The organism is Paractinoplanes abujensis, from assembly GCF_014204895.1.
In the GTDB taxonomy this organism is placed as follows: Bacteria; Actinomycetota; Actinomycetes; order Mycobacteriales; family Micromonosporaceae; genus Actinoplanes; species Actinoplanes abujensis.
Genome location: NZ_JACHMF010000001.1, coordinates 2,637,033 through 2,661,275 on the forward strand (window position 1 = coordinate 2,637,033; position 24,243 = coordinate 2,661,275).

At 71.8% G+C, this 24,243-nt stretch carries 24 protein-coding genes; 11 read left to right on the forward strand and 13 right to left on the reverse strand.

Annotation, left to right across the window (positions count from 1 at the left end):
* Nucleotides 1-130 precede the first annotated feature (130 nt).
* Entirely contained in the window at nucleotides 131-1,063 is a 933-nt protein-coding gene (locus BKA14_RS11725; protein ID WP_184950953.1) for an NADP-dependent oxidoreductase, read from the forward strand.
* Here BKA14_RS11725 and BKA14_RS11730 read toward each other — a convergent pair.
* The gene (locus BKA14_RS11730) at nucleotides 1,050-2,222 is read right to left on the reverse strand and encodes an MFS transporter (RefSeq protein WP_184950954.1); all 1,173 of its coding nucleotides are present in this window, start codon (nucleotides 2,220-2,222) and stop codon (nucleotides 1,050-1,052) included. The two genes, BKA14_RS11725 and BKA14_RS11730, sit on opposite strands and share 14 nt — an antisense overlap.
* A gap of 46 nt (nucleotides 2,223-2,268) precedes the next feature.
* Here BKA14_RS11730 and BKA14_RS11735 point away from each other — a divergent pair, with 46 nt between their 5' ends.
* Nucleotides 2,269-3,051 carry an SDR family NAD(P)-dependent oxidoreductase gene (locus BKA14_RS11735; RefSeq protein WP_184950955.1) on the forward strand — a complete coding sequence of 261 codons (783 nt, stop codon included), beginning with the start codon at nucleotides 2,269-2,271 and terminating at the stop codon, nucleotides 3,049-3,051.
* 50 nt (nucleotides 3,052-3,101) lie between these two features.
* On the opposite strand, the gene BKA14_RS11740 is transcribed toward BKA14_RS11735, so the two are convergent.
* Entirely contained in the window at nucleotides 3,102-3,353 is a 252-nt protein-coding gene (locus tag BKA14_RS11740; RefSeq protein ID WP_184950956.1) for a type B 50S ribosomal protein L31, read from the reverse strand.
* A 60-nt stretch (nucleotides 3,354-3,413) separates the two neighbouring features.
* Nucleotides 3,414-5,168: a GAF domain-containing SpoIIE family protein phosphatase gene (locus BKA14_RS11745; protein WP_184950957.1), complete on the reverse strand. Its 1,755-nt coding sequence runs from the start codon at nucleotides 5,166-5,168 to the stop codon at nucleotides 3,414-3,416.
* Between the two features lie 80 nt (nucleotides 5,169-5,248).
* Here BKA14_RS11745 and BKA14_RS11750 point away from each other — a divergent pair, with 80 nt between their 5' ends.
* The 3 genes from BKA14_RS11750 to BKA14_RS11760 all read left to right on the forward strand — a co-directional run bounded on the left by BKA14_RS11750 (nucleotide 5,249) and on the right by BKA14_RS11760 (nucleotide 8,342).
* On the forward strand, nucleotides 5,249-5,866 hold the full coding sequence (locus tag BKA14_RS11750; RefSeq protein ID WP_184950958.1) for a flavodoxin family protein: 618 nt from the start codon (nucleotides 5,249-5,251) through the stop codon (nucleotides 5,864-5,866).
* 71 nt (nucleotides 5,867-5,937) lie between these two features.
* Nucleotides 5,938-6,711: a cyclase family protein gene (locus tag BKA14_RS11755; protein WP_184950959.1), complete on the forward strand. Its 774-nt coding sequence runs from the start codon at nucleotides 5,938-5,940 to the stop codon at nucleotides 6,709-6,711.
* Nucleotides 6,708-8,342 (forward strand): thiamine pyrophosphate-binding protein, encoded by a 1,635-nt coding sequence (locus BKA14_RS11760; protein ID WP_184950960.1) that lies wholly within the window; start codon nucleotides 6,708-6,710, stop codon nucleotides 8,340-8,342. The genes BKA14_RS11755 and BKA14_RS11760 overlap by 4 nt, the downstream gene beginning before the upstream one ends.
* A gap of 10 nt (nucleotides 8,343-8,352) precedes the next feature.
* Here BKA14_RS11760 and BKA14_RS11765 read toward each other — a convergent pair whose 3' ends face one another.
* The 7 genes from BKA14_RS11765 to BKA14_RS11795 all read right to left on the reverse strand — a co-directional run bounded on the left by BKA14_RS11765 (nucleotide 8,353) and on the right by BKA14_RS11795 (nucleotide 15,052).
* On the reverse strand, nucleotides 8,353-9,513 hold the full coding sequence (locus tag BKA14_RS11765) for a molybdopterin molybdotransferase MoeA (RefSeq protein WP_184950961.1): 1,161 nt from the start codon (nucleotides 9,511-9,513) through the stop codon (nucleotides 8,353-8,355).
* Between the two features lie 109 nt (nucleotides 9,514-9,622).
* Nucleotides 9,623-10,216, reverse strand: a complete 594-nt coding sequence (locus tag BKA14_RS11770; RefSeq protein WP_239093584.1) for a cadmium resistance transporter — start codon at nucleotides 10,214-10,216, stop codon at nucleotides 9,623-9,625.
* 340 nt (nucleotides 10,217-10,556) lie between these two features.
* A complete protein-coding gene (locus BKA14_RS11775; RefSeq protein ID WP_184950962.1) occupies nucleotides 10,557-10,838 on the reverse strand; it encodes a hypothetical protein in 282 nt (93 codons plus the stop codon).
* 25 nt (nucleotides 10,839-10,863) lie between these two features.
* Nucleotides 10,864-11,832 carry a hypothetical protein gene (locus BKA14_RS11780; RefSeq protein ID WP_184950963.1) on the reverse strand — a complete coding sequence of 323 codons (969 nt, stop codon included), beginning with the start codon at nucleotides 11,830-11,832 and terminating at the stop codon, nucleotides 10,864-10,866.
* Entirely contained in the window at nucleotides 11,829-12,326 is a 498-nt protein-coding gene (locus tag BKA14_RS11785; protein ID WP_184950964.1) for a SigE family RNA polymerase sigma factor, read from the reverse strand. Before BKA14_RS11785 ends, BKA14_RS11780 begins: the two co-directional genes overlap by 4 nt.
* Nucleotides 12,327-12,387: 61 nt before the next feature.
* Nucleotides 12,388-13,713, reverse strand: coding sequence for an FAD-dependent oxidoreductase (locus BKA14_RS11790; RefSeq protein ID WP_184950965.1), 1,326 nt, complete (start codon nucleotides 13,711-13,713; stop codon nucleotides 12,388-12,390).
* A 256-nt stretch (nucleotides 13,714-13,969) separates the two neighbouring features.
* On the reverse strand, nucleotides 13,970-15,052 hold the full coding sequence (locus BKA14_RS11795) for an alpha/beta hydrolase family protein (RefSeq protein ID WP_203722805.1): 1,083 nt from the start codon (nucleotides 15,050-15,052) through the stop codon (nucleotides 13,970-13,972).
* 100 nt (nucleotides 15,053-15,152) lie between these two features.
* On the opposite strand from BKA14_RS11795, the gene BKA14_RS11800 reads away from it, so the two are divergent.
* The gene (locus BKA14_RS11800) at nucleotides 15,153-15,830 is read left to right on the forward strand and encodes a hypothetical protein (RefSeq protein WP_184950966.1); all 678 of its coding nucleotides are present in this window, start codon (nucleotides 15,153-15,155) and stop codon (nucleotides 15,828-15,830) included.
* Here BKA14_RS11800 and BKA14_RS11805 read toward each other — a convergent pair.
* A complete protein-coding gene (locus BKA14_RS11805) occupies nucleotides 15,824-16,657 on the reverse strand; it encodes a MurR/RpiR family transcriptional regulator (RefSeq protein WP_184950967.1) in 834 nt (277 codons plus the stop codon). The two genes, BKA14_RS11800 and BKA14_RS11805, sit on opposite strands and share 7 nt — an antisense overlap.
* A 60-nt stretch (nucleotides 16,658-16,717) precedes the next feature.
* On the opposite strand from BKA14_RS11805, the gene BKA14_RS11810 reads away from it, so the two are divergent.
* On the forward strand, nucleotides 16,718-17,740 hold the full coding sequence (locus tag BKA14_RS11810; protein ID WP_184950968.1) for an ornithine cyclodeaminase family protein: 1,023 nt from the start codon (nucleotides 16,718-16,720) through the stop codon (nucleotides 17,738-17,740).
* Nucleotides 17,737-19,251, forward strand: coding sequence for an aromatic amino acid lyase (locus BKA14_RS11815; RefSeq protein WP_184950969.1), 1,515 nt, complete (start codon nucleotides 17,737-17,739; stop codon nucleotides 19,249-19,251). Before BKA14_RS11810 ends, BKA14_RS11815 begins: the two co-directional genes overlap by 4 nt.
* Before the next feature lie 10 nt (nucleotides 19,252-19,261).
* Here the strand turns inward: BKA14_RS11815 and BKA14_RS11820 are convergent, their stop codons facing one another.
* On the reverse strand, nucleotides 19,262-20,242 hold the full coding sequence (locus BKA14_RS11820) for a LacI family DNA-binding transcriptional regulator (protein WP_184950970.1): 981 nt from the start codon (nucleotides 20,240-20,242) through the stop codon (nucleotides 19,262-19,264).
* A gap of 147 nt (nucleotides 20,243-20,389) precedes the next feature.
* Complete coding sequence (locus BKA14_RS11825) at nucleotides 20,390-21,121, reverse strand: TetR/AcrR family transcriptional regulator (protein WP_184950971.1); 732 nt, start codon at nucleotides 21,119-21,121, stop codon at nucleotides 20,390-20,392.
* Nucleotides 21,122-21,142: 21 nt separating this feature from the next.
* Between BKA14_RS11825 and BKA14_RS11830 the strand changes: the two genes are divergently transcribed.
* From BKA14_RS11830 to BKA14_RS11840, 3 genes are all read left to right on the forward strand, one after another.
* Nucleotides 21,143-22,237: an FAD-dependent oxidoreductase gene (locus BKA14_RS11830; protein ID WP_184950972.1), complete on the forward strand. Its 1,095-nt coding sequence runs from the start codon at nucleotides 21,143-21,145 to the stop codon at nucleotides 22,235-22,237.
* Nucleotides 22,238-22,743: 506 nt separating this feature from the next.
* Nucleotides 22,744-23,622, forward strand: a complete 879-nt coding sequence (locus BKA14_RS11835) for an amidohydrolase family protein (RefSeq protein WP_184950973.1) — start codon at nucleotides 22,744-22,746, stop codon at nucleotides 23,620-23,622.
* Entirely contained in the window at nucleotides 23,619-24,113 is a 495-nt protein-coding gene (locus BKA14_RS11840) for a cysteine dioxygenase (protein WP_184950974.1), read from the forward strand. The genes BKA14_RS11835 and BKA14_RS11840 overlap by 4 nt, the downstream gene beginning before the upstream one ends.
* Nucleotides 24,114-24,243: the final 130 nt, after the last annotated feature.

Here is a 24,243-nt window from a genome sequence, read left to right on the forward strand (position 1 = left end):
GGTTTTCCTCCCCGTGACGCCGCCGTACCGCCGGACGGCCAGCGGAATTTACAGCCCAGCCGATCGGGGGGCAATCGAGATTTCGGCGCAACCGCCGAATGAACGCGCCGGATAGGGAAATATGCGTGTCATGAGGGCAATTGCGCTGGACGAGTACGGCGACCCGGACGTCATGACGCTGCGGGAGCTCCCCGATCCGCTGGTAGGACCGGACACGGTGCGCATCCGGGTGCGCGCGGCCGGGGTGAACCCGGTCGACCACCTCATTCGGGCCGGGCATCTGCAGGGCGCCTACCCGCACCACCTGCCGCTCATCCCGGGCTGGGACGTGGCGGGCGTGGTTGACCAGATCGGCGCGGCGGTGACCCGGTTCCGGGTCGGCGACGAGGTCATGGCGTACGCCCGCAAGGACAGCGTTCAGCACGGCACGTACGCGGAACTGGTGTCGGTCACCGAGCGCGCGTGCGCGCACAAGCCCGCCGCGATCTCGTTCGCCGAGGCCGGCGGGCTGCCGCTGGCCGGGCTGACCGGGCTGCAGGCGCTGACCGCGGCCAGTGTCGGCCCCAGCGACGTGCTGCTGGTGAACGCGGCCGCGGGCGGCGTCGGGCACATCGCCGTGCAGATCGCGCGGGCGCTCGGCGTGACCCGGGTGATCGGCACGGCCTCGCCCGCCAACCACGACTTCCTGCGCTCGCTCGGCGTGGAGCCGGTCGAGTACGGCGACGAACTGCCCAAACAACTGGCCGACCTGGTCGGCGGGGACGGCCGGGTCGACGTGGCGGTCGACTTCCACGGCGGCGACGGCCTCAGGGCCATCGCGGGGCTGGTCCGGCACCCGATCCGGCACGCGTCGGTGGTCGACCCGGCCGTCAAGGAGCAGGGCGGCCGGTACGTCTTCGTCCGCCCCGACGGCGTCGAGCTGGAGACGCTGGGCTCGCTGGCCGCCGGCGGGCGGCTGCGGGTGCAGGTGGCCAAGGAGTTCCCGCTGGAACAGGCGGCCGAGGCGCACCGCCTGATCGAGCAGGGCCACGTCCAGGGCAAGGTCGTCCTCACTGTGGACTGAGCACGGCATCCTTGCGCAGTGCGGGCGTGACCACGGCGGCCGCGGCGAGCAGGACCAGCACGACGATCATGGCGTTGCGCAGGCCGTAGTGCTCGCCCAGGAAGCCCAGCGCGGGCGGGCCGACCAGGAACGCGACGTAGCCCGCGGTGGCGACCAGTGACACCCGGGCGGCCGGGTCGGCCCCGGAGTCGGCCGCGGCCGACAGGGCGACCGGGAAGCCGAGCGCAGCCCCGACGCCCCAGAGCAGCACTGCCGCGCCCGCCACGAACTGGTTGTCGACCACGATGACCAGCAGCAAGCCGGCGCCGCCGATGAGCGCGCTGGCGCCCAGCACGGCGGGCCGGCCGAACCGGGTCAGGAACCAGCCGCCGCCGAACCGGCCGATCGTCATGGCCGCCGCGAACGCCGTGTAGACGGCCGAGCCCAGGGCCGCGTCGAGGCCGTGGCCGTCGACCATGATGAGCGGGAGCCAGTCGTTGGCCGCGCCCTCGGCCAGGGCCATGGCCAGGACGACGATGCCGATGAGCCAGAGGACCTTGTCGCGCCAAACCGCTTCTCCGGGCGACTTGTCCGATTGAGGGTTCTCCATGCCGACGCCGGCCGGAATGCGCTGGATGGCCAGCAGGGCGGCCGGCACACTGACCACGCCGATCGCGATCAGATGCCAGGTGACGGAGAACCGGGCCGCGGTCAGGCCGATGCCGATCCCCGCACCGACCACCGTGCCCAGGCTGAAGAAGCCGTGCATGGTCGGCAGCACGGCCCGGCCCATCAGGCGCTCGACGTCGGCGCCCTCGATGTTCATGGCCACCTCGCCACCGCCCATGCCCAGGCCGAACAGGAGCAGGCCCGCGGTGACCAGCCAGAACTGCGACAGCCCGGCGCCCAGGCCGACCACCGGCATGCTGGCCACGGTGGTGAGGATGCCGGTGGCCACGACCGGGCGGGTGCCGAAGCGCGACACGAACCGGCCCGAGCTCAGGATGCCCAGCATCGACCCGGCGGACAGGCCGAACAGCGCCAGGCCCATCTCGGCGGTGGACGCGCCGAGCTGGTCGCGGATGTCCGGCGTGCGGGCCACCCACGACGAGATGGCCAGGCCGGGCAGGAAGAACAGGGCGAACAGCGCCAGGCGGCGGTGCGTGGTGGTGCGTTCCATGAGCTCCCTCGTGCGATGGCGCCGGGCGCGGGGAAGAATCGTACCCATGCGCCTTGATCTTGATGGGAAGACGGCCCTGGTCACCGGATCCACCCAGGGCATCGGACGAGCCATCGCGGCCGGGCTGGCGGCGGCCGGGGCACGGGTGGGCGTCAACGGCCGCTCCCCCGAATCGGTCGGCCGCGCGCTCGCCGAGCTGGGCGACGGTGACTTCGTGCCCGCGCCCGCCGACGTGACGACCGCCGAGGGCGCCGCGGCCGCGCTGGACGCGGTCGGTGACGTGGACATCCTCGTCAACAACCTGGGCATCTTCGGCGCCCGGCCCGCCCTGGAGATCACCGACGACGACTGGCGGCGCTACTTCGAGGTCAACGTGCTGGCCGCGGTACGCCTGACCCGCTCGGTGCTCCCGGGGATGCGGGCGCGGGGCTGGGGCCGGGTGCTCTACATCGCCAGCGACTCGGCAGTGGTCATCCCGGCCGAGATGATCCACTACGGCGTCTCCAAGACCGCGCTGCTCGGTGTCGCCCGTGGCTTCGCCAAGGAGGCAGCGGGCTCCGGGGTCACCGTGAACAGCGTCATCGCGGGCCCGACCCACACCGGCGGCGTCGAGGACTTCGTCTACTCCCTCGTCGACAAGGACCTGCCCTGGGACGAGGCGCAGCGCGAGTTCATGCGCCGGCACCGCCCGCAGTCGCTGCTGCAACGGCTGATCGAGCCGGCGGAGATCGCCAACATGGTCGTCTACCTGTCCTCCCCGCTGGCCTCGGCCACGACCGGCGGCGCGGTCCGGGTCGACGGCGGCTACGTGGACGCGATCCTGCCCTGAACACAGAGACGCCCGGCCCTGTGAACCACAGGGCCGGGCGTCTCGGGTCCTTACTTGGCGTACTTCGCGTACTTGGCGCGGAACTTCTCGATGCGGCCGGCGGTGTCGAGCACGCGCGTCCGGCCGGTCCAGAACGGGTGGCTGGCCGCCGAGATCTGCACGTCGATCACCGGGTACGTCTTGCCGTCCGACCACTCGACTGTCTTGTCGCTGCGCTCCGTCGACCGGGTGAGGAACGCGTAGTCGGCGTTGCGGTCACGGTAGACGACGGAGTGGTAGTCGGGGTGAATGCCGTTCTTCATGTCTCTGTCCTCCCGAGGAGATCGACCGCTACAACCTCGCCGGGGGCAGCGATATTTCCCCTACGCGGGCGGGACGCGAAGTGCGAGCAGCGCCACATCGTCCTCGTGGTCGTGGCCGGCCAGGTGGGTGAAGACCGCGGTCAACAGGTCGGGCAGGGGCGCTGCGGAGAGCGGGCTCAGGGCCTCGCGGAGCTGGCGTTTGCGCTCGTCGATGGCGGTGGTCCGGGTCTCGACGAGGCCGTCGGTGTAGAACAGCACGGTCGAGCCGGGTGGCAGGGCCCGGGTGTGGTCGGTGCGCGGCCACGTGCCCTGCACGCCCAGCAGGATGTTGTGACCGGTGAGGGTGCTGACCGTGCCGTCGGGCTCGAGCAGCAGGGGCGCGGGGTGGCCTGCGTTGGACCACTCCAAGCGGTGACCCGCGTCGTCCGAGTGCACGTAGGCCAGGATCGCGGTGGCCGGGGTGGTGTCGCCCAGCAGCTGCATGGCGTCGGCGAGCCGGCCCAGCACCGCCGACGGCGGCTCCCGGCGGTCGACGACGAAGGCGCGCAGCATACTGCGGAGCTGGCCCATCTGGGCCGCGGCCCGCATGTCGTGGCCGGTCACATCGCCGACGGCCAGGGCCAGGTGATCGGGGGCGACGCGTACGGCGTCGTACCAGTCCCCGCCGACGTGCTCGCCCCGGGCCGCCGGCTCGTAGCGGGCGGCCAGCTCCAGCGGGCCCACCGGGGGCAGGTCGCTGAGCAGCGCCTGCTGCAGCAGTTCGGCGACACGCTCCCGCGAGTACAGGTAGTCGGCCCGCTGCACGGCCTGCCCGACGTAGCCCCCCAGCGCGGCCAGCACCGCCTGGTCGAGGGCGTCCAGGGCGTACGGCTGCTTCCAGACGAAGGTGAGCGCGCCGATCGGGCCGTTCGGGCCGGGCAGGGGCACGCTGGCGCCGGACTGCCAGCCCATCTCGCGGAACGTCGCCGCGGCGTCGGGGACCAGCGCGTGCACCGCGGCCAGGTCGGGCAGCAGGACGGGGATGCCCGTGACGGCGGCCAGCGCGGACGGGGTGAGCGCTGTCCGCCCGTACCGGTGCCAGCGGCGCGCGACCCCGGCCGGCAGCGAGTCGCCCGACCGCAGGCTGATCCGGCCGGCCGCGTCGAACAGGGAGATGCCGACGTAGTCCGGATCGAGGGTGCCGACGACGAGTTTGCGCACCGCTTCGGTGACGTCGTCGACCGTGCTCGTGCCGGCCAGGGCGACGCTGGCCCGCAACAGCAGCCGGGTGCGGTCGAGGTTGACCCCGGCGACGTGTTCGCGGCGGTCGGCGGCCCGCGAGGCGATCCGCAGGCGCAGGCTGTCCGAGCAGGCCAGGGCCAGGTCGGCCAGCAGGTCGAGCTCGGTGGTCGTCCACTGCCGGGGCTCGGTGTCGATCGCGCAGAGCGAGCCCAGCACGCGGCCGTCGGCGTCGGTCAGCGGCATGCCGGCGTAGCCGACGACGGACAGGTCGGTGATGGCCAGGTTGCCGGCCACCCGCGGGTCGGTACGTGCGTCGGTGATCACGAGCGGCTGCGCGCTCACGACGACGTGCTGGCAGAACGAGTGCGTGAGCGGGGTCTGCCGTTGCGTCATCCACGGTTCGCCGAGGCCGTCGGCGCCGGGGAACACCTGCCGGCGGTCGTCGACCAGCGAGACCAGGGCGACCGGGACGTGCAGGACATGGCGGACCATCGCCGTGAAACGGTCGAACATCGGGTCGGCCTTGGGGCCCAGCCCGGTGCGGACGATGGCATCCAGGCGGCCCGGGTCGTCGAGGCGGCCGGCGTCGGTCATGGTCGAACCGTACCGGCGTTTCAGGCGGCAGGCTCCGGGCACCCCACCAGGTACTCAGAGATCAACTAGAGGTGGTAGAAATGCCTGATTCCCGTACGTTGCGAGCACTGGTGCTGGGCTGTTCGCTGAAGTCGGGTTCGCAGGAGTCCAGCAGTGAGCTGCTGGGCCGGCAGATCCTGGACGCGCTGGCCGACCACGACGTCGAAGGCGAGGCGCTGCGCGTCGTCGACCAGAACATCAAGTTCGGGGTGAGCACCGACGAGGGCGACGGTGACGGCTGGCCCGCCGTACGGGAAAAGGTCCTCGCCGCCGACATCCTGGTGATCGCGACGCCGATCTGGATGGGCCAGCCCGCGAGCGTGGCCAAGATGGTGCTCGAACGACTCGACGCCGAGCTGTCGGAGACCGACTCGCGGGGCCGCCCGTCCATGTGGGACAAGGTGGCCGTGGTCGGTGTGGTCGGCAACGAGGACGGCGCCCACCACGTGATCGCCGAGGTGCTCCAGGCGCTCAACGACGTCGGGTTCACCATTCCGGCCAACGGCGGGGCGTACTGGGTCGGCGAGGCGCTGGGCAAGGTCGACTACAAGGACGCCGGCCCCAAGCCCGACACCACCGGCGCCGCGGTCAAGTCGCTGGCCGGCACGGCCGCCCACCTGGCGCGGGTGCTGGCCGGCAACCCGTACCCGGCCGAATAGACACTCCCGTGAGTGTTGCCCGTCACCGTAGGCTCTGTGCAACGTGGCGGTGATCACAGGGCGGAGTGACGATGAGTGTTCTGCAGGACCTCGTGGCGGGGATCCGTTCCGGGTCGGTCGAGGTGGTCGACCTGACGGCGCCGCTGTCCAGCGAGACGCCCATCCTCAAGCTGCCGCCGCCGTTCTCCGACACCATCACGTTCGGCCTCGAGGAGATCAGCCGGTACGACGACCGCGGGCCCGCCTGGTACTGGAACAACATTCACACCGGAGAGCACACCGGCACGCATCTTGACGCGCCGGTGCACTGGGTGACAGCCAAGGACGGCGAGGACGTCGCGCAGATCGCGCCGGGCAAACTGATCGCGCCGGCCGCCGTCATCGACGTGTCCGGGCGGGTCGCCGACGACCACGACTTCCTGCTCGAAGTGGACGACGTACGGCAGTGGGAGGGGCAGCACGGGCCGCTCCCCGACGGCGGATGGCTGCTGGTCCGTACGGGCTGGGATGCGCGCTCGAACGATCAGGAGGCGTACCTCAACGCGAACGACACCGGCCCGCACACGCCCGGGATCTCCGTCGAGTGCGCGAAGTGGCTTGCGGAGGAGGCGCCCGTGATCGGCGTCGGCGTGGAGACCGTCGGCACCGACGCGGGGCAGGCGTTCGGCTTCGACCCGGCGTTCCCCTGCCACTCGTACGTGCTCGGAGCGGGCAAGTACGGCCTGACCCAGCTGCAGAACCTGGCCACGCTGCCGCCGACCGGGGCGGTGGTGATCGCGGCGCCGCTGCCGATCGTGGGCGGGTCGGGCAGCCCCACCCGCGTGCTGGCGCTGGTCGAACGATGACCACTGTCGCCGAGGTGGTCGGCGCGACGCTGGCCAAGCTGGGCGCCCGGCACGTGTTCGGCGTGGTCGGCAGCGGCAACTTCCACGTCACGAACGCCCTGGTCCAGCACGGCGCCCGGTTCGTCCCGACGCGGCACGAGGCCGGGGCGGCCACGGCGGCCGACGCCTACGGGCGGGTTGCGGGCCGGGTCGGGGTGGTCACCGTGCATCAGGGGTGCGGGCTGACCAACGCGATGACCGGGATCGCCGAGGCAGCCAAGAGCCGTACGCCGATGCTCGTGCTCGCGGCCGAACCCGCGGCCACCGCGCTGCGGTCGAACTTCCGGGTCGACCAGGACGCGCTGGCCCGGGCGGTCGGGGCGTCGAGCGAGCGGGTCCACGGCGCGGCCACCGCGGTCGCCGACACCGTGCGGGCGTGGCGGCTGGCCACGAGCCAACGGCGTACGGTGGTCCTCAACCTGCCGCTGGACGTGCAGGCGGCCGACGCCGCGATGACCGAGCCGCTGGCCGCCGTGGCGATCGAACGTCCGCAGGCCAACGACGACGCGGTCGCCGCGTTGGCCGCCCTGCTGGCCGCGGCCGAACGACCCGTGTTCGTCGCCGGGCGGGGCGCGATCCACGCCCGCGACCCGCTGTCGTCGCTGGCCGGGGCGTGCGGGGCGCTGCTGGCCACCTCGGCCGCCGCGAAAGGGCTGTTCAACGGCATCCCGTGGAACCTCGACGTGTCCGGCGGGTTCGCCACTCCCCTGGCCGCCGAACTGATCCGCGCGGCCGACGTGGTGGTCGGCTGGGGCGCGTCGCTCAACATGTGGACGACCCGGCACGGCGCGCTGGTCGGCCCGTCCGCGACCGTCGTGCAGGTCGACCTGGACCCGGCCGCGCTGGGCGCCCACCACCGCGTCGACCTGGGCATCGTCGGCGACGCCGGCACCACCGCGCGATCCGTGCGCACCGCCCTGCCCGGGCGCAACTACGGCTACCGGAGCGCCGACGTCCAGGAAAGGATCGTCGCCGGGGGGCGGTGGCGCGACGTCGCGTACGACGACGACGGGGACGAGAAGCACATCGACCCGCGCACGTTCAGCATCGCGCTCGACGACCTGGTCCCGCGCGAACGGGTGGTGGCCGTCGACTCCGGCAATTTCATGGGCTACCCGTCGATGTTCATGTCCGTTCCTGATCAGCGCGGCTTCTGCTTCACGCAGGCGTTCCAGTCGGTCGGGCTGGGTCTGGCCTCCGCGCTCGGGGCGGCGCTGGCCTCACCCGGGAGGGTGCCGGTGGCCGCCTGCGGTGACGGCGGATTCCTGATGAGCATCGCCGAGCTGGAGACCGTACGGCGGCTCGGGCTGGGCATGCTGATCGTGGTCTACAACGACGAGGCGTACGGGGCCGAGGTGCACCACTTCGGGCCGCACGGGCATCCGCTGTCCACGGTGACGTTCCCCGAGACCGATCTGGCCGCCATCGCCCGCGGGTACGGCTGTGCCGCCGTCACCGTGCGGCACCCGTCCGACCTCGCGCCGGTCGCGTCGTGGCTGGCCGGACCGCGCGACGTGCCGATGGTGGTGGACGCCAAGGTCGCCGCGGGGCGGCCGTCATGGTGGCTGGAGGAGGCGTTCCGCGGCCACTGATCTCGCCCGTCTACGGCACCGTCAACTGCCACGCCGGGTCGCCGCTCGCCCAGTCGTCGGGCAGCACGGCCAGGGAGTCGGCGTCGGCCACGGAGGTCAGGCCCGCCGAGCCGCCGGGTGGCAGCAGCACACCGTCCCGCTGCGGGGCGATGCGCACACCACCGGCCATCAGCCTGGCGGTTCCCGTCACAGGCATCCTCGGCAGGGTCGCGGGCGGGCGTCCGGCCAGCGTGCGCAGCAAGGGTTCGAGCAAAGTCAGGATCGAGACCATTCCCGCGTACGGGTTCCCGGGCAGACTGACGACCCACCGCCCGCCGGGCAGCGACGCCAAGGCCTGCGGATGCCCCGGGCGGGAGGCCACGCCCCGGACGTGCCACTCGGCGCCGCGCTCACCGAGCAGCGCGTGCAGATGATCGGCCGCGCCCGCCGACGAGGAGCCGCTCACCACGACGACCTCGGTGGCCGCGCGGTCGAGGGCCTCGCCCAGGTCGGCCGGGTGGTCACCGACGAGCCGGGCGGTGTGCAGAGTGCCGCCGGCGCGCATGGTGACGGCGTCGACGATGCCGGTGAAACTGTCGCGCACCTGGCCGGGGCCGGGGCGGCCGGTCAGCACGACCTCGTCCCCGGTGACCAGCAGCGTGACCTCGGGACGGCGGTGTACGCGGATCCGCTCGACGCCCGCCTGCACCACCGCGGCGATCCGGGTGGCCGTCATGACCCGGCCGGCGGGAACGATCAGGGTGCCGGGCCGGACGTCGTCCCCGGCGCGGCGGATGTGCGTCCGCGGGCCGCGGGCGCCGTGCAGCAGGGAACCGTCGACGTGGCAGTCCTCGTAAGGCAGCACCGCCTCGGTGTTCGCGGGAACGGGCGCACCGGTCGCGATCTCGGCGGCGCGGCCCGCCGCGATCAGGCCCGCCTCCGGGGCTCCGGCCAGGATCAGGCCCGCCACGCGCCACGGACCGGCGCCCGCCACCGCGTAGCCGTCCATCGCGGCCGCGTCGAAGGCGGGCACCGGCGCGACGGCGAGCACAGGCTCGGCCAGTGTCCGCCCCTGGCTGTCCTCGGGTGCGCAGGTCTCGGCCGGAAGCGGTGTGGGCCGGTCCCGGGCCGCGGCGTACGCGTCGGCCCAGGCCAGGCCGGCCACCGGCGGACGCTGCTGAGTCACGGGCACCGGACCAGTAGAAGGGGACGGCATGTCGACGGTGTACCCACCGGACGACGAACAAGCATCCGGCGGCTCACTTCGACCGGGCGCCGGTTGTGAGTGCTCGGCCCCGGCGTCACAGGCCCTCGACGAGGATGAGCACTCCGATGCCGATCAGGACGACCGGGAGCAGGACATGACCCCAGCGGCTCAGCGCCCGGGCGACGATCGGGCGAGTGGCGAAGAAGCGGCCGGCCGCCACCCAGACGGCGACCAGCAGCAGGAAGACGACCACGTAGACGGTCATGCCGCTCGGACCGGCAGTGGTGAGGACGGGAACGTACACGCCGATGTTGTCGCCGCCGTTGGCGAACGTCACCGCGGCCACGGCCAGGACGCCCGGAGCGCCGGATCGCGCTCCGGACTCGTCGTCATCGTCGTCGCCGCGATGCCGCCACGCCTGGACGGCGGCCTTGATCCCCAGCGCGAGCGGCAGCAGCCCCAGATAGGGCACGACCCGGCCGGGCAGGAAAGTCGCGCCGAAGGCGGCCGCGACCGCGACGACGAGGATGCCCGCGAACCCGAGATACTGCCCGGCGGCCACGTTACGGGTGGTGCGGCGATGCCCGGCGCCCTGGGCGAAGAACAGCGCCAGGATCAGGATGTCGTCGACGTTGGTGACGGCGAACAGACCTACGGCCTGCGCGACGATGCTCAGGTTCGTGGCCACCCCCGCCTCGTCACCCCCGGCCCGCTCGTTGTTCTTCGCCCGCTCGTTCTGCTCCGGCCGCTCATGCTGCTCCGGCCGCCCGTTCTGCTCCGGCCGCTCATTCTGCTCCGGTCCGGAACGGCTCCGCCGACCGGCCCAGCCCCCCGCCTAGCTGCAGCCGCGCCTTATTCGACCTGTTCCGACGCGAACTCGGCCAGTACTTCCTCGCCGCCAGCCTCACCGTGGCCACCAGCAAGACCGGCTCAGCCCGACCTGAGCCGCGCACGCCAGGCCCGCCCAGCCCGACCGGAGCCGCGCACGCCAGGGCGGCTCAGCCCGACCGGAGGCGCGCCAAGTCGGCTCAGCCGGAGCGGCGGGCGTCGGCGGCGACGCGGACGTCCCGGAAGTCGATGACGGCCTGGCGAGCGATCACGACCAGCGCCGCCAGGTCGGACCCGGCCAGCAGCAGGACGTCGTCGAGCACGCCGTCGGGCACGGCCAGGTCCCGGGGACCGTAAGCGTCGTGCCACGCCCGGTCGGCCAGGTCGAGCAGGTCGAGTGCGGGCTCGACCTGGGCGCCCGGGAACGCCGCCTCGATGCGGGGCCGGCGTTCCGTACGTCGTTGCGCGCTTCCCAGTGCCAACGTCGTCCTCCGTCGCGGCGTCGTCTCAGGACCGGACTGTGATGCCGGACGCCAAGCGGACGATGTCGTCGCTGGACAGTCGTGTCGTGCCGTGCTCCCAGGCCAGTTCGAGCCACCGGTGCTTCCCGAGCTCGATCGTCAGGGTGCTCGTGCTGAACTCGGCGCGACGGCCGTTGACCGTGGTGACGATGGGCGGTTCGGCGGGGGTTTCCCGTTCGGAGAGCACCTGGACGCAGACACCGTCGCCAGGGCTTCCGTCGCGCGAGACGGTAGCGGCGGGCGCCACGCACATGTAGTTGTCGCTCTCGTGCTGGAGCGTGAACCCGGGCGGCACGGCGGCGAACTTGAACGACGGCGGGGCCGCGGCCACGCTGCCGGCCGTCAGCCCACGGGCGAACCGCAGCACCTCGGGTTCCTTGCGCGGGCCCATGCTGAGCACCTGGGCCCACTGGCCGTCGGACAGGCGCCAGCGGACGCCGACGAACTCGTCACCGGGGCCGGCCCCGTCATAGGTGCTGGAGACGTGGACCTCCGCCGCGCGGCCGTTGACCGTGGACCGGTGGGTGCTTTCCGCCTCGACCTCCCACGACCCGGTCACCGGACCCACCTCGGCCGACAGGATCGAGCCCTCCCGCTCGTACGACAGGTGGTGGTTGGGGCCGATCAGCATCACCGAGCGGGTGCCCGGGTCGGGCGGAACCCACGACGGGCGCATCGGGAACACGACGGGGGGCCAGGCCGGCGCCACCCAGTCGGTGGTGGGCGGGACGGAGGTGGCGGGGATGGGGGCGGCCGAGCTCTTGGTCAGCAGCGGGGGCACCACGACGACGGCGGTCAACGCGAGCGCGGCGGCCCCTATCGCGCCCGCCCGCTGGCGGCGTCGGCGGCGCCACACCCCGGCGGCGACGTTTTCCCACAGGTCGGGGTCGGGGCGGGAGGCGGGTCGGGCGGCCCTGTCCTGCAGGGTGGTGCGGAGGTCGTCCTCGAGGGTCACAGCGGCACTCCCTTCAACGAAGCGGGCGAGAGGTCGGCGCGCAGACGGGCCAGGCCCCGGGACGCGTGCACCCGGACGGTGCTGGCGGAGCAGCGCAGCACGTCGGCGATCTGCTGATCACCCAGATCCTCGTAGTAGCGCAGCACCAGGACGGCGCGCTGGGCCCGGGTCAGGCCGGCCAGCCGGGACCACAGGTCGTCGCGCACGGCCTGCTCGTCGGCGAAGTCACCCCGTACGGGGGAATCGTCTTGGATCTGCTCCGGCTGCTCGGCGTGGGAGCGCCGCCGCAGCCAGGAGACGTGCGAGCGGACCAGGGCCGTGCGTAAATACCGGTCGGGCTGGTCATGCTCGATCTTGGGCCATCGTCTGTATGCCTTGACCAGCACCTCCTGCACGAGATCCTCGCCGAGGTGGCGGTCGCCGCAGAGCAGATACGCGAAGCGGCGCAGCGAATCGCCCCGCACCTTCACGTACTCCTCGAATCCGCTGTGCACTCGCCCTCCCGTGTGTTCGCGAGCCTTCATATACAAAGACGCCTCGAACCGACGGAAGTGCTTACGGGATTGCCGGGAAAGTTGCGGCGAGTTCGTCGCGCGTCGGGCCGGGGTGCGGTGCCGGCCGCCAGCCGGAGGCGAACAGCGCGCGGGCCTGCGGCTCGACCTCGTCCAGCGTGGAGGGCAGCGCCTCCATGGCCATGTACGGCCCGACCACGCGCAGCAGCGACGGATCCTTCTCGGCGGCCTCCATGATCAGGTCGCTGGGCAGGCGCCGGGTCACGTCGACGTCGCCACCGGCCCAGCGCCGCAGAATGTCGGTGTCCCAGTAGACGTGATCCTCGTACCAGGGCCGTACGGTGGTCAGGCACCACTCGTCGAAGGCGAGCGCAACCGCCGACGGATCGCCCGGATGCTCGTCGAGCAGCCCGAGCAGACTCACTGCCTGGCGCAGCGAGACCGCGATCCCCCGCCCGGCCGACGGGTTGGTGGTGCACACCGCGTCGCCCACGTGCAGCAGACCGGGCAGCGCGACCCGGCCGTCGGCGTCGAGCTGCCCCCGGTAGGTGTTGTAGAGCCGCCCACCCGGCAGCACCGGCGTGATGGGCCTGCTGCGATCGGGCGACACCCAAGCGGCCAGGGCCGGGACGGCGAGGGCGGCCGCCTGGAACACCTCGGGAAAGCGGAGTGCGCCGAAGCGGCGGTCGTCGGCAGGCCTGATGAACAGCGCCGAGAAGGTGCCCCGGTCGTGCAGGAAGATCGCGATCAGATAGCCGGTCAGGGTCTGAATGATGCCCACGGGCGCGTTCATCGGCCCCCGCTCCGCCCCGGGAAGCAGTTCGTACTGCCGGGACACGTAGGCCAGGCCGCAGTCGCCACCCTCGGCCGGCGCGCGCAGGCCGGCGGCGATGCGCCCGGCCCGGCCCGATGCGTTGATCACCAGGGCGGCCCGGACGTCACGGCCGTCGACGCGCAGCCCGGCCGCGCGGTCACCTTCGCGCAACACGTCGTCGACGTGGCCCTGAGCGATGGTGACGCCCGGCTCGGCGCGTGCGAAGTCGCGCAACACCTGCTCGAAAAGTGCGCGCCGGCAGCGCAATGCTGCGTACGGCGCCGGGAGGCCGTCGCCGCCGCGGAACACGACCCGTTCGGCGCCGGCCCCGTCGAGGGCGGTCAGCACCTCGGGCATCTCGGCCTGCAGAGCCTGACAGACCTGCGGCCGGAACCCGTGCGGGTGGTGGAACTGCATGACGCCGCGACGTTCCCAGCTGCCGTCGGGCGCCGGGCCCGCGTCGCGGTCGACGACCGTCACCCGATGGCCTCGGCGGGCCAGGGCGACCGCCATGAACAGGCCGGTCGGGCCGGCGCCGGCGACTGCCACATCCATGGCGCCGAGGGTAGGCCCGTCCACCGGCGGCAACGGCCCTCCGTCGGGAACTCGACCCCCGGCCACGTGGGCGACAGCGACCCTACGCCCCGAAACTCGGGCTCCGGCGGCGCGGGCCACAGCCGCCGTACGTCGGACCCTGGGCTCCGGCGGCGCGGGCAACAGCGGCCCTACGTCGGACCCCGGGCTCCGGCGGCGCGGGCAACAGCCGGCCCTACGTCGGAACTCGACCGCCGAGAACGCCGCCCTGGTGGGCCTATCTCACAAACTCGACCTCCGGGAACGCCGGCGAAGGCCCGTCGAGCAAGGGTTGCCGCCGGTCGCGCAGATGCTGGTCGAAGAAGGCGAGCGGGTATGCCTGCTGGATCCTGACGGCCCGGGCCGGGTCGAGCGTGCCGCACCAGTCGAGATAGTCCGCCTCGCTCATGCCGATCAGCGGTGCGATCTGCGGAACGAGCCATTGCTGATCGTTGTACGACCCGTGAGCGGCGCCAACTGCGTGCACGTTCAGTCGCCAGCCGCGCAACTTCTGCCAGAATTCTTCGACGCTGGGCTCGGTGTTGCGGGCGAAGTCCGCACTCAGGAGCAGGAACGGCCGGTCGAGCCCGTCCACCGGGGGTTGCGACTGCATCTCACCGTCGAAACCGATTCCCGCCCGTACGCGTGGGTCCGTGTTCATCACCAGCGCGGTCGAGGTGGCTCCCTTCGACCAGCCGAACATGCCCACGCGGCGCATGTCGAGAGCCGCTCCCCAGCCACGGCGGGCGGTCGCCCTCCGCTCGAGGTGATCGAGCAGCAGCCGTACGTCGTAGGCCGAGTCCCACGGCGTGAAGCTGTCTTCGCCCGGGACGAGGACCCGGCCGTCCGGCAGTTGGCTGTAGCTGTCGCCGGTGTGGTCCACGGTGGCCACGACGTATCCGTGGCTGACCAGTTCCTGCACGACGATGGTCGTCTCCGCGCGGCACGTGTCGTTGCCGTGCGAATACAGCACGATCGGCCGCCGTCCGCCGAGCACCGGGGCGCCCACGTGACCGGCGGTGCGGGGGGCCTCCGCGGCGTCGAGGCCCACCGATTCAAGCAGGGCGTGCCACGATGCGGCGGGCATCCACGGGGCGACCGGGTGGCGCCTGGCGTCGCGCGTGGACGGGTACCAGACACTGGCCATCAGCTCCCGCGATCGGCGCCGGTCGGCCAGATGCAGGTCGACGACGCCGATCGGGTGCGGGCCGGTCGGGCGGGGCAGGGTAAGGCGTACGGGAGCGGCAGTTGCCTTGGCCGCCCCGAGGGGCATCGCGACAGCGGACGTGAGCACGGCAGCAAGAAGCGAACGTCTTCTCATACCAATAGGTTTCCATGACAAACCTATTGGCGCTAGAGCTGGAACTGATGGCATCAACCGGGGATTCGCCGTCGCCGATCCCCTACGTAGGGTCACCGGCATGCGATTCACACGGGGAACCCTGCTGGCGGCTCTGGCCCTGGCGATCACCGCCACGGCCGCCTGCTCACCGCGCGACACTCCGACCACGGCAGCGCCCGGTGCATCCGCCACTACCGCGACGGCGAACACCGGCTTCGGCGGCAGCCCGCGCCCGACGACGACCGTCACCACCGAGGCCCCCAAGCCGGTCAAGTCCGAGGCGCCGCCCGCGACCAGGCCCGCGCCGACGGCCACGAAGACCCGGGAGCCGCAGCTCAAGGACTGGGCCGCGGCCGTCAAGCCGTGCCCGTACCGGGGTCAGAAGGTGGAGATCCTGGACGGCGGCCATGAGGACGTCACCAAGGACGGGATCATGGACACGATGGTGACGCGCAGTTGCGAGGCGTCCACCTCGTACTGGGCGAACACGATCGAGGTCTTCAAGAACACGACCGATCCCCGGGGCGCCGAGCGGATCGGGACGCTGCTTGAGGACGTGGCTGAAATGGATCAGCCGGTGGTCGAGCAGGTGCTCTACAACAAGGGCGTCATCGAGATCAAGGCGTACGGAACCAGCGCCAAGGGCGCCAAGGCGTGCCCCGATCTGATCCTGTTCTACCGCTACGAGTACATCGGCGGGAAGTTCAAGCGGACCTGGCGCGACCAGGGCTTCAAGGACGAGTGCAAGCTTCAGTAGGCCCATCGCTGCACGAGTGCCTCGTGCGCTTCCAGCCTTTCCTGTGTACGTACCGGGTCGGTGCCGGCGATCGCGTCGAGCAGGCTGATCGCCAGCACCACCACGGCCGCGTGCGAATCGAACACCAGCCCGGTGCCCACGGGCGCCACGAGCAGCACGTCCGCGTCCGGGGCGAACGGCACCAGCGCGCTGTCGGTGACGACCACGGTGGCCAGGCCGAGCCGGCGGGCCAGCCGCAGCGCCTCGACGGTGGCCGCCGGGTAGCGCGGCATCGCGAAGAACAGCACCGCCGAGGCGCCCTGGTCACGTAACTCGAGCAGGGTGTCGTCCAGGCAGCCGGCGTCGGTCGCCACCTGCACGCCGGGCAGGACACGGCGCGCGAAATAGCCGAAGTAGTCGGCCAGGGCCGCCGACGCGCGCAAACCGACAACTCCGAGCGGTGCGGTGGCGGCCAGCAGCCGCACGGCAGCGGCCATGCGATCAGCATCGAGCACTCGTTTCAGCGCGCCCAGGTTCGCCACTTCGAGGTCGACGGCGCTGTGCCGGTCGGGGATGTCGGCATTGCGCGAAAGGACAACTTCGCGCATGGCCGCGCGGAACTCGGGGTAGCCGGCGAAGCCCAGCGCGGTGGCCAGCCGGGTGACCGTCGGCTGCGACACCCCGGTCTGCTCGGCGATCTCAATCGTCGACAGGAACGCCACGTCGGGGAACATGCCGAGCATCCGCTGCACGATCTGGCGCTGGGTGGGCGAGAGCCGGTGCCGCTGCGCGAGGTCGAGCAACCAGTCCTCGGCACGGCCGGTATCCAGGCGTTTCTCCAGCGTCATAGGGCCGCCCATACGTGCGAGCTGAATACTTCCAAACACCAAGGTTATAGGGTGCATTACATGATTCACTCTCCCGCGGCGCTTTGGATCCGGTTTCTCAACGCCGCCGACATCGACACGCTGGCCATCACGGCGGCCGACGTGATCGCGGCGGTGGAGAACGTCGTCGCCGCTCACGGGCGCGGGGAGACGGTGTTCGAGCCGCGCACCCACCTGGTGCCCAACAACGGCGGCATCGGGCACTTCAACGTGCTTCGGGGGCATGTCGACACGCTCGGCGAGCAAGGGCTGAGCGGCGTCAAGGTGGTCGGCGACTTCGTGCCGAACTACCGGAAGGGGCTGCCGAGCGAGCTGGCGCTGATGAACGTGTACGACCCGACCACCGGCGTCCCGCTCTCGATCATGGATGCCACGTGGATCACCGAGGTGCGCACGGGGGCCATGACCGCGGTCGGCGCCAAGTATCTGGCCCGCGCGGATTCGCGCATCCTCGGCCATGTCGGTGCGCGCGGCACGGCGTTCGCGAACGTCACCATGCTCGACAGCCTGTTCCCGCTGACCGAGATCCGGGTGACGAGCAGGCGGCCCGAGTCGCGCGAGGCGTTCGCTGAGCAATTGCGCGCAGTCACGGACACTCCCGTGCGCGCGGTGGCCACCGCCGACGAGGCGTTCGACGGCGCCGACATCCTGGTCGAAGCCTCCCGCCTGGAGAAGCCGACCCCCCTTCTGCGTACGGCGGCGGTCCGGCCCGGCGCGTTCGTCGTCCCCTACGGCACCGTCAGCGCGGTGGAGCTCGACCTGCTCGACGTGATGGACAAGGTGGTCGTCGACGACTGGCGCGAGTCGCAGTCCGGCCGGTTCGGGGCGTTGCGCGCTCATGTCGACACGGGACGGCTGAGCGAACAGACGTTGTACGCGCAGATCGGCGCGATCGTGAGCGGTCAGAAGCCGGGCCGCGAGACCGACAGCGAGCGCATCCTGTTCTGGCACCGCGGCCTGTCGATCCTCGACGTGGCCCTGGCCCATCTGATCCTGACCCGCGCCGAGGCGGCCGACGCGGGCACGATGCTGCGCTACCGATGAGGCTCGTGCCCATCGCGCGGCCGCAGGACCTCGACCGCGCGGTAATCGCCGAACTCGCCCGCGGTGGTTGTCGCATCGTGCTCGCTCCGGAGCTGCTGGACACCCTGGCCACCAGCCGCCGCGCCACACTGCACGATCTCGAGGGCCGAACTGTCTACGGCGTCAACACGGGCATGGGCGCGCTGGCGGGCGTGCTTCTGGACCCTGTCGCGCAGGCCCGGCACCAGGACACGCTCATGACCGGACGCGCGGTCGGCTCGGCCCCCTGGTTGCGCACCGATCAGGCTCGCGCACTGCTCGCCGCTCGCCTGCGCACACTCCTGCACCCGTCCGCCGGTGTCTCCCCCGGCCTGTGCCAGGCCCTGGCCGCGCTGCTCGACGCCGGCATCACCCCGGCGATTCCGTCCCGCGGAAACGGCGCAGCAGGCGAAATAATCCCCCTGGCCCACGCCGGCGCAGTCCTGAACGGCACGGGCCACGTCCTGAACACCCCTACGACTGTCATACCTCCACCCCGCGACGCGACATCCTCCGGCGCGGCGACCGGAAAGTTGTGCGTTGCGGCCTCATCGCCGATCGGCGAGTCGGTGCTCGACGCGGCCGATGCGTTGTTCGAGGCTGGGCTTTCTCCGCGGCCGTTCGGCCTCAAGGAGGGCATCGCATTTCTGGAGGGCGTGCCCGGATCGACCGGTCTGGCCATCCTGGCGGGCGACGCCGCACGCGCGCTTGTTGCGCAGATCGTCCGTGTCCTGGCTGCCTCGCACGATGTCGTTCGGGCCAGCCGCGACCCGTTGCACGCGGGGCTGGCCGACAGTGACGAATTGCGCGTGATCCTGCGCGAGGTGCGCGCATTGCGCGGCGAGGGGCCGGCCGGAGCGTTGCAGGCCCCGGTGTCGTTCCGCGTCACCGCTCCCGCCCTGGCCGTCGCCCGCCGAGCGATCGACGCGCTCGACGCGGCCGCCGACCGCGCGCTCGTTTCGGTCACGGACTCTCCTGCGCATCTTGACGGGGAGTTCGTGGGGACGTTCGGGTTCGCCGGCACCGACCTCACCGCGGCCATGTCCGCCCTGAGCACTGCGCTGATGCATCTGGCCGAACTGGGCACAGCACGGCTGCATCGGCTGCTCGACACGAACCTGACCGGACTCAATCGCCAGCTCTCCGAATCCCCTGGGCTGCACGCGGGCATGGCAACCGTGCATAAACGTGCAGTCGGCGTTGCGCATCGGCTGCGCAGGTTCGCCGTTCCTGCCTTGTCCGGCGCGATCGAGACGTCGCTCGGTCAGGAGGACGTGCAGAGCTTCGCCCTGGAGGCCGCGGAATGCCTCGACGAGGTGATCACGGGACTGCGCGAGGTGCTGGCGTGCGAACTGCTCGCGGTCGTGCAGGCCGGGCGGCTGAGCGGGACGGCGCTTCTGCCGGAGTTCGACGGGTTGCTGCCGCCGGGAACCGCCGACCGGCCCTGGGGACGAGACATCGACACGATCGTCGGCAAGCTGCGGGAACTCTGAGCGGCCCGCTCTAGATCGCGCAGGTCGAGCCGCGCACGATCAGCTCCGGGCGGAACAGCGGCACTCCCCCGGGCGCCTCCAGCTGGCTGACCGCCGCCTGCACGATGGCGTCCTCGTCCCACGCCATCGTGGTCAGGCCGGGCTCGACCAGAACCGCGAGCTGGTGGTCGTCGTAGCCGATCACCGACAGGTCCTCGGGGATGCGCAGACCTTGTTCGCGGGCGGCTCGGTAGACGGCGAAGGCCAGCGAGTCGCTCAGGCAGAACACGCCGGTCGGACGGTGCGAGCCGGACAGCAGGCCGGCCACGATCTCGACGGCCTCGTCGGTGGCGGCGGGGGCCGAGATGGCGACCAGGTCGACACCGAGCGCCTCGGCGATCTCGGGCGCGAGCAGCTGGGCCGGGCGGCCGGGGGTGGACGGCAGGGCGGGCGCGAGCAGCCCGATCCGGCGATGGCCGAGCTCGACCAGGTGGGCGAAGGCCGTCCGGACCCCGTACGCGTTGTCGAAAAGCACGCTGCCGGAGCCGGGCCGGGCGGTGAGCGCGTCCCCGATCGAGACGACCGTGACCTCGGGCCCGAGCAGCCGCCAGTAGTCGGCCGTGGGGTCGACGGGTGAGACGAGCGCGCCGTCGACGCGTTGGGCGGCGAACTGCTCGATGATGCGCCGTTCGAGCGCCGGGTCGGCGTCCGCGTCCGCGATGGTGGCGAACCGGCCCTTACCGCGTAAGGCCCGGGTGAGCAGCACCGAAAAGTCCTGCTGCCAGAGGTCGCGCAGGGAACCGGAAACCCCGACCCATCCCGTACGGCCGCTGGCCAGCGCACGGGCGATCGGGTCGACCGTATAGCCCATCTCGTCGGCCAGTTGACGGACGCGAAGAATGGTGGCCGGCGAGCCTCGGATGCCGCGCAACGCGTACGAGGTCGCGGCCAGCGACAGCCCCGCGGCGGTGGCGAGATCCTGCAGGGTCCGCCGCCCCTGCTGCCGTGACATCGGCCGAATGTAACACTGCCGCTGCGCCCCCACGGTCCCGCCGCGAAGAGGACGAAAACGCAGCCAGCCTCCGCGGGCACCAGGCCGCGGAGGGCCACCGAAGAGCAGGCGGCCGAGGTCCGGGCTGTCGACCGGAGAGGCCTGACATCACGGGCGGGAGGTGGTGATGCCGTCCAGGACGGTCGTCAGGTTCCGGTGGAACGTCTGCTCGGGTTCGAGGTGGGCGCCGTCGTGGACGAGGCGGGCCACTGTCGGATAGCGGCCGGTTTCGAGCATGCGGGTCAGGTAGGGGCCGAGGGCGCTCTGCCAGGCGGCCTCGTCGGTGCCGGTGGCCCGTGCGACCTGCCGTTCGGTGATCTCCGCGCGGAGGGCCCCGATCAGGAAGGCGTTGAGGACGCCCAGGGCCTGCTGCAGTGACTCCACACCGTCCAAGCCGGGCGCGGAGCTCAGCGCCGCGGCGGTTGCCTCCCCCACGGCCAGCGCGTTCGGCCCGAGATGGGGCCGGGACCCGAGCAGGTCGGCGAACCATTCGTGGTCGAGGGCGGCCGTGCGGGTGCGGTGCGCGATCGCCACGAGCGTGGCCCGCCAGCCGGACTCGGGACCGGTGACGGCGATCTCGGCGTAGACGGCGTCGACCATCAGGTCGAGCAACTCCGAGCGGTTAGTCACGTAGTCGTAGAGGCGCATGGGCCCGACGCCGAGTTCGTTGGCGATCTTGCGTACGGACACGCCGTCGAGGCCGTGGGAGTCGGCCAGGCCGATGGCGGTGGCGGCGATCTTCGCGCGGCTCAGCGCGACCGGCGCCGCCCGGGGTTGCGGCTCGGGGCGTTCCCAGACGGGCGGCGGCGCGCTACCGTACGGCGTATCCACGAGGTACATCGTACGGTAAGGGGACCGGTCATGCACATTGCGATCGCGGGTGGCGGGCTGGGCGGCCTCACCCTGGCCCGGATCCTGCGCCGTCACGACATCGAAGCGGCGCTGTACGAGCGCGACGCGAGCCGCGTCGCGCGATCGCAGGGCGGCCTGCTCGACCTGCACCCGGAGTCGGGGCAGCGGGCCCTCGCGGAGGCCGGGCTGACCGGCGAGTTCCGGGCCGAGGCACGGCCGGAGGGCGAGGAGCATCGCATCGTCGACCCGTCGGGCAGCATCCTCGTGCATCACCGTCCCGATCCCGGCTCGTTCGACGGACGGCCCGAGATCGACCGCGGCGTGCTGCGCGATCTGCTGCTCGACGCGCTCCCCGACGATGCGGTGACCTGGGGGCACCGGATCGCCGCGGCGGCACCCCGGCCCGGCGGCGGCTTCTGGCTCGCGTTCAGCGACGGCACCGGCGCGGACTGCGACGTCCTCGTCGGCGCGGACGGCGCCCGCTCGGCCGTCCGGCCGCTGCTGACCGACGCTCCGCTGGCCACCGTGGCCGTCCTGGCCGAGCTCACCATCGGCGACGCCGACCACCGCCATCCGGAGCTGGCCGCGCTGGTCGGGCCGGGCAACCTCTGGTGCGTCGGCGCGAGCCGGATCCTGGCCGCACAACGTCAGCGTGACGGCAGCCTCCGGGTCGGCGTCACGCTGCCGCCCGGCTCGCGCCAACCGCGCAGCTACGGCAGCAAACGCGCATTGCTCGAGCAGTTCGACGGGTGGAGTCCCGGCCTCACCGCGCTCATCGAGGAGGCCGACGGCCCACCGGTCGTCCGGCGGATCGAGGCGCTGCCCACCGGCACACGCTGGCCCCACCGGCCGGGCCTGACCCTGATCGGCGACGCCGCGCACCTCATGCCACCGGTCGGTGAGGGCGCCAACCAGGCGATGCTGGACGCGGCCGAACTGGCCACCGCGCTGGCCGCCGACGGAGTGCACGGAATCCGCGCGTACGAGGAAGCGATGTTCGCCCGGATCCACCCGGTCGCCGAGATGTCGGCACGGGTCCAGGCGATGATGCTCGCTCCCACCGCCGCCACCGACATCGTCCGCTTCTTCACACCGGCGACCTGAGGAATGACGCCCGGCAGCGTTCGCATCGCGCTCCTTGCCGCGCGCACTGACTGACGCATCCAGGAGAACCGAGGTACTGACCACCGACATGCGCCGGCGAACTGAGCCGCTGGCATCGTGCCTCAGCACGTGCGCACTTACCGAGACCCCGAGGCACAATCCGCCGGCACACGCCGACGACCTGAACCGCCCGGCATCACGTCCCCAAACGTGCGCACTACCCGACGCAATCCAGCACACCCCGCATGCAGACCGCCGACTTCGATCACTTCTGCGCGCCGGCGCATTGCGGCGGCGTGGGCGGTCCGTGCGGGTGTTCCGTGCGTGAAGTCCGCGTTCGGCGATGCATTACCTTCTCGCGATCGTCTTTGTCCGTCGGCGGCGGAGCTTGGACGCCGGCTACTCAATCCGAAAGTCCGGTGCCTGAGAACACATTGCCTTTTGCGGGGGGAAGCGCTTCACTTTCCCTACGAGTGAAGCGCTTCCCTATCGCACAAGGAGTCACGATGGTGATCGACTGTCATCAGCATCTGTGGCCCCAGCGCTTGGTCGAGGCGTTGCGTCGCCGCCACTCCTACCCGTTCATGCGGGGCTGGACGTTGCATCTGGCGGGTGAGAGCCCGTACGAGGTCGATCCGCAAGCGCACAACGTCGAGCACCGCCGCGGCACTGAGCGTGCCGACCGGGTGCTCGTTTCGCTCTCCAGCCCGCTCGGCATCGAGCATCTGCCCGCGCACGACGGCGCCGAACTGATCGACATCTGGCACGAGAGCGCGCTCGAACTGGGCGATCCCTTCCACGTCTGGGCCGCCGCCGGGGTGGCCGAGCCCGATCCCGACGGCCTGGCCAAGGTGCTGCGCGAGGAGCGCGTGGCCGGGCTGCAGCTGCCGGCCACCGCGCTGGCCGACCCGCGTGGCATCGAGCATGTTGCGCCACTGCTCGACGAGGCGGTCAAGGCGAACAAGCCCGTGCTCGTGCATCCCGGCCCGGCGCCGGCCTGCGATCCGGACCTGCCGTCCTGGTGGCCGGCCCTGGTGCCGTACGTGTCCCAGATGCACCAGGCCTGGCTCGCCTGGCACGTGGCGGGCCGCGCGGAGGTGCGCATCGGTTTTGTCGCGCTGGCCGGGCTGGCCCCGCTGCACCATGAACGGCTGGCCGCGCGCGGCGGCCGGCTGGGTGCGCTCAATGCCAACGTCTTCTACGAGACCTCGTCGTACGGCACCAGGGCCATCGACGCCCTGGTCCGCGTGGTCGGCGTCGACCCGATCGTGTCCGGATCCGACCGCCCGTACGCGGAGGCCACCGACCCGCAACTGGGCCCGGCTTTCACGCACGCCTTGTTCACCGCCAACCCCCACCACTTTCTGACAGGAGATGCGCGATGACGGTTCTGCCGGCCCTGCCCGGTCGGGTTCTCGATCTGCACGAGCTCAAGAGCTGGGTGGCCGACCTGGCTGCGCGGCCCGAGTTGTGGGAGCACTTGGTCAAGCACGACACGGGCAGCCGGCATTACGCATCGCTCTACCGCGACAGCGACGTGGACGTCTGGGTGTTGTGCTGGAACGTCGTCGACGACACCGGCTGGCACGACCACGACACGTCGTCGGGGGCGGTCGCCGTGACCCGGGGCGCGGTCACCGAGGCCACCCCGCGGATGGGCGGCGAGCCGGTGACCAGGGTGGTCGATGCCGGGCGGGCGTTCGCGTTCGGGCCCGACCACATCCACCGGATGGGCGGGGCGGTCGACGGCTCGGTGTCGATCCATGCGTATTCGCCGCCGCTGTGGCGCATGGGGCAGTACTCGATCAGCCCGGCCGGCGTGCTGCGTCGCAAGGCGGTCAGCTACGCCGACGAGCTGCGCCCGATCGACGAATAGCGGCGCCCGCACACCGGCGGACAGCGAGCGGACGGGCACCGTCGAACAACGAGCGGACGCGCACCATCGAACAGCAAGCGGACGCGCACCATCGAACAGCAAGCGGACGCGCACCATCGAACAGCAAGCG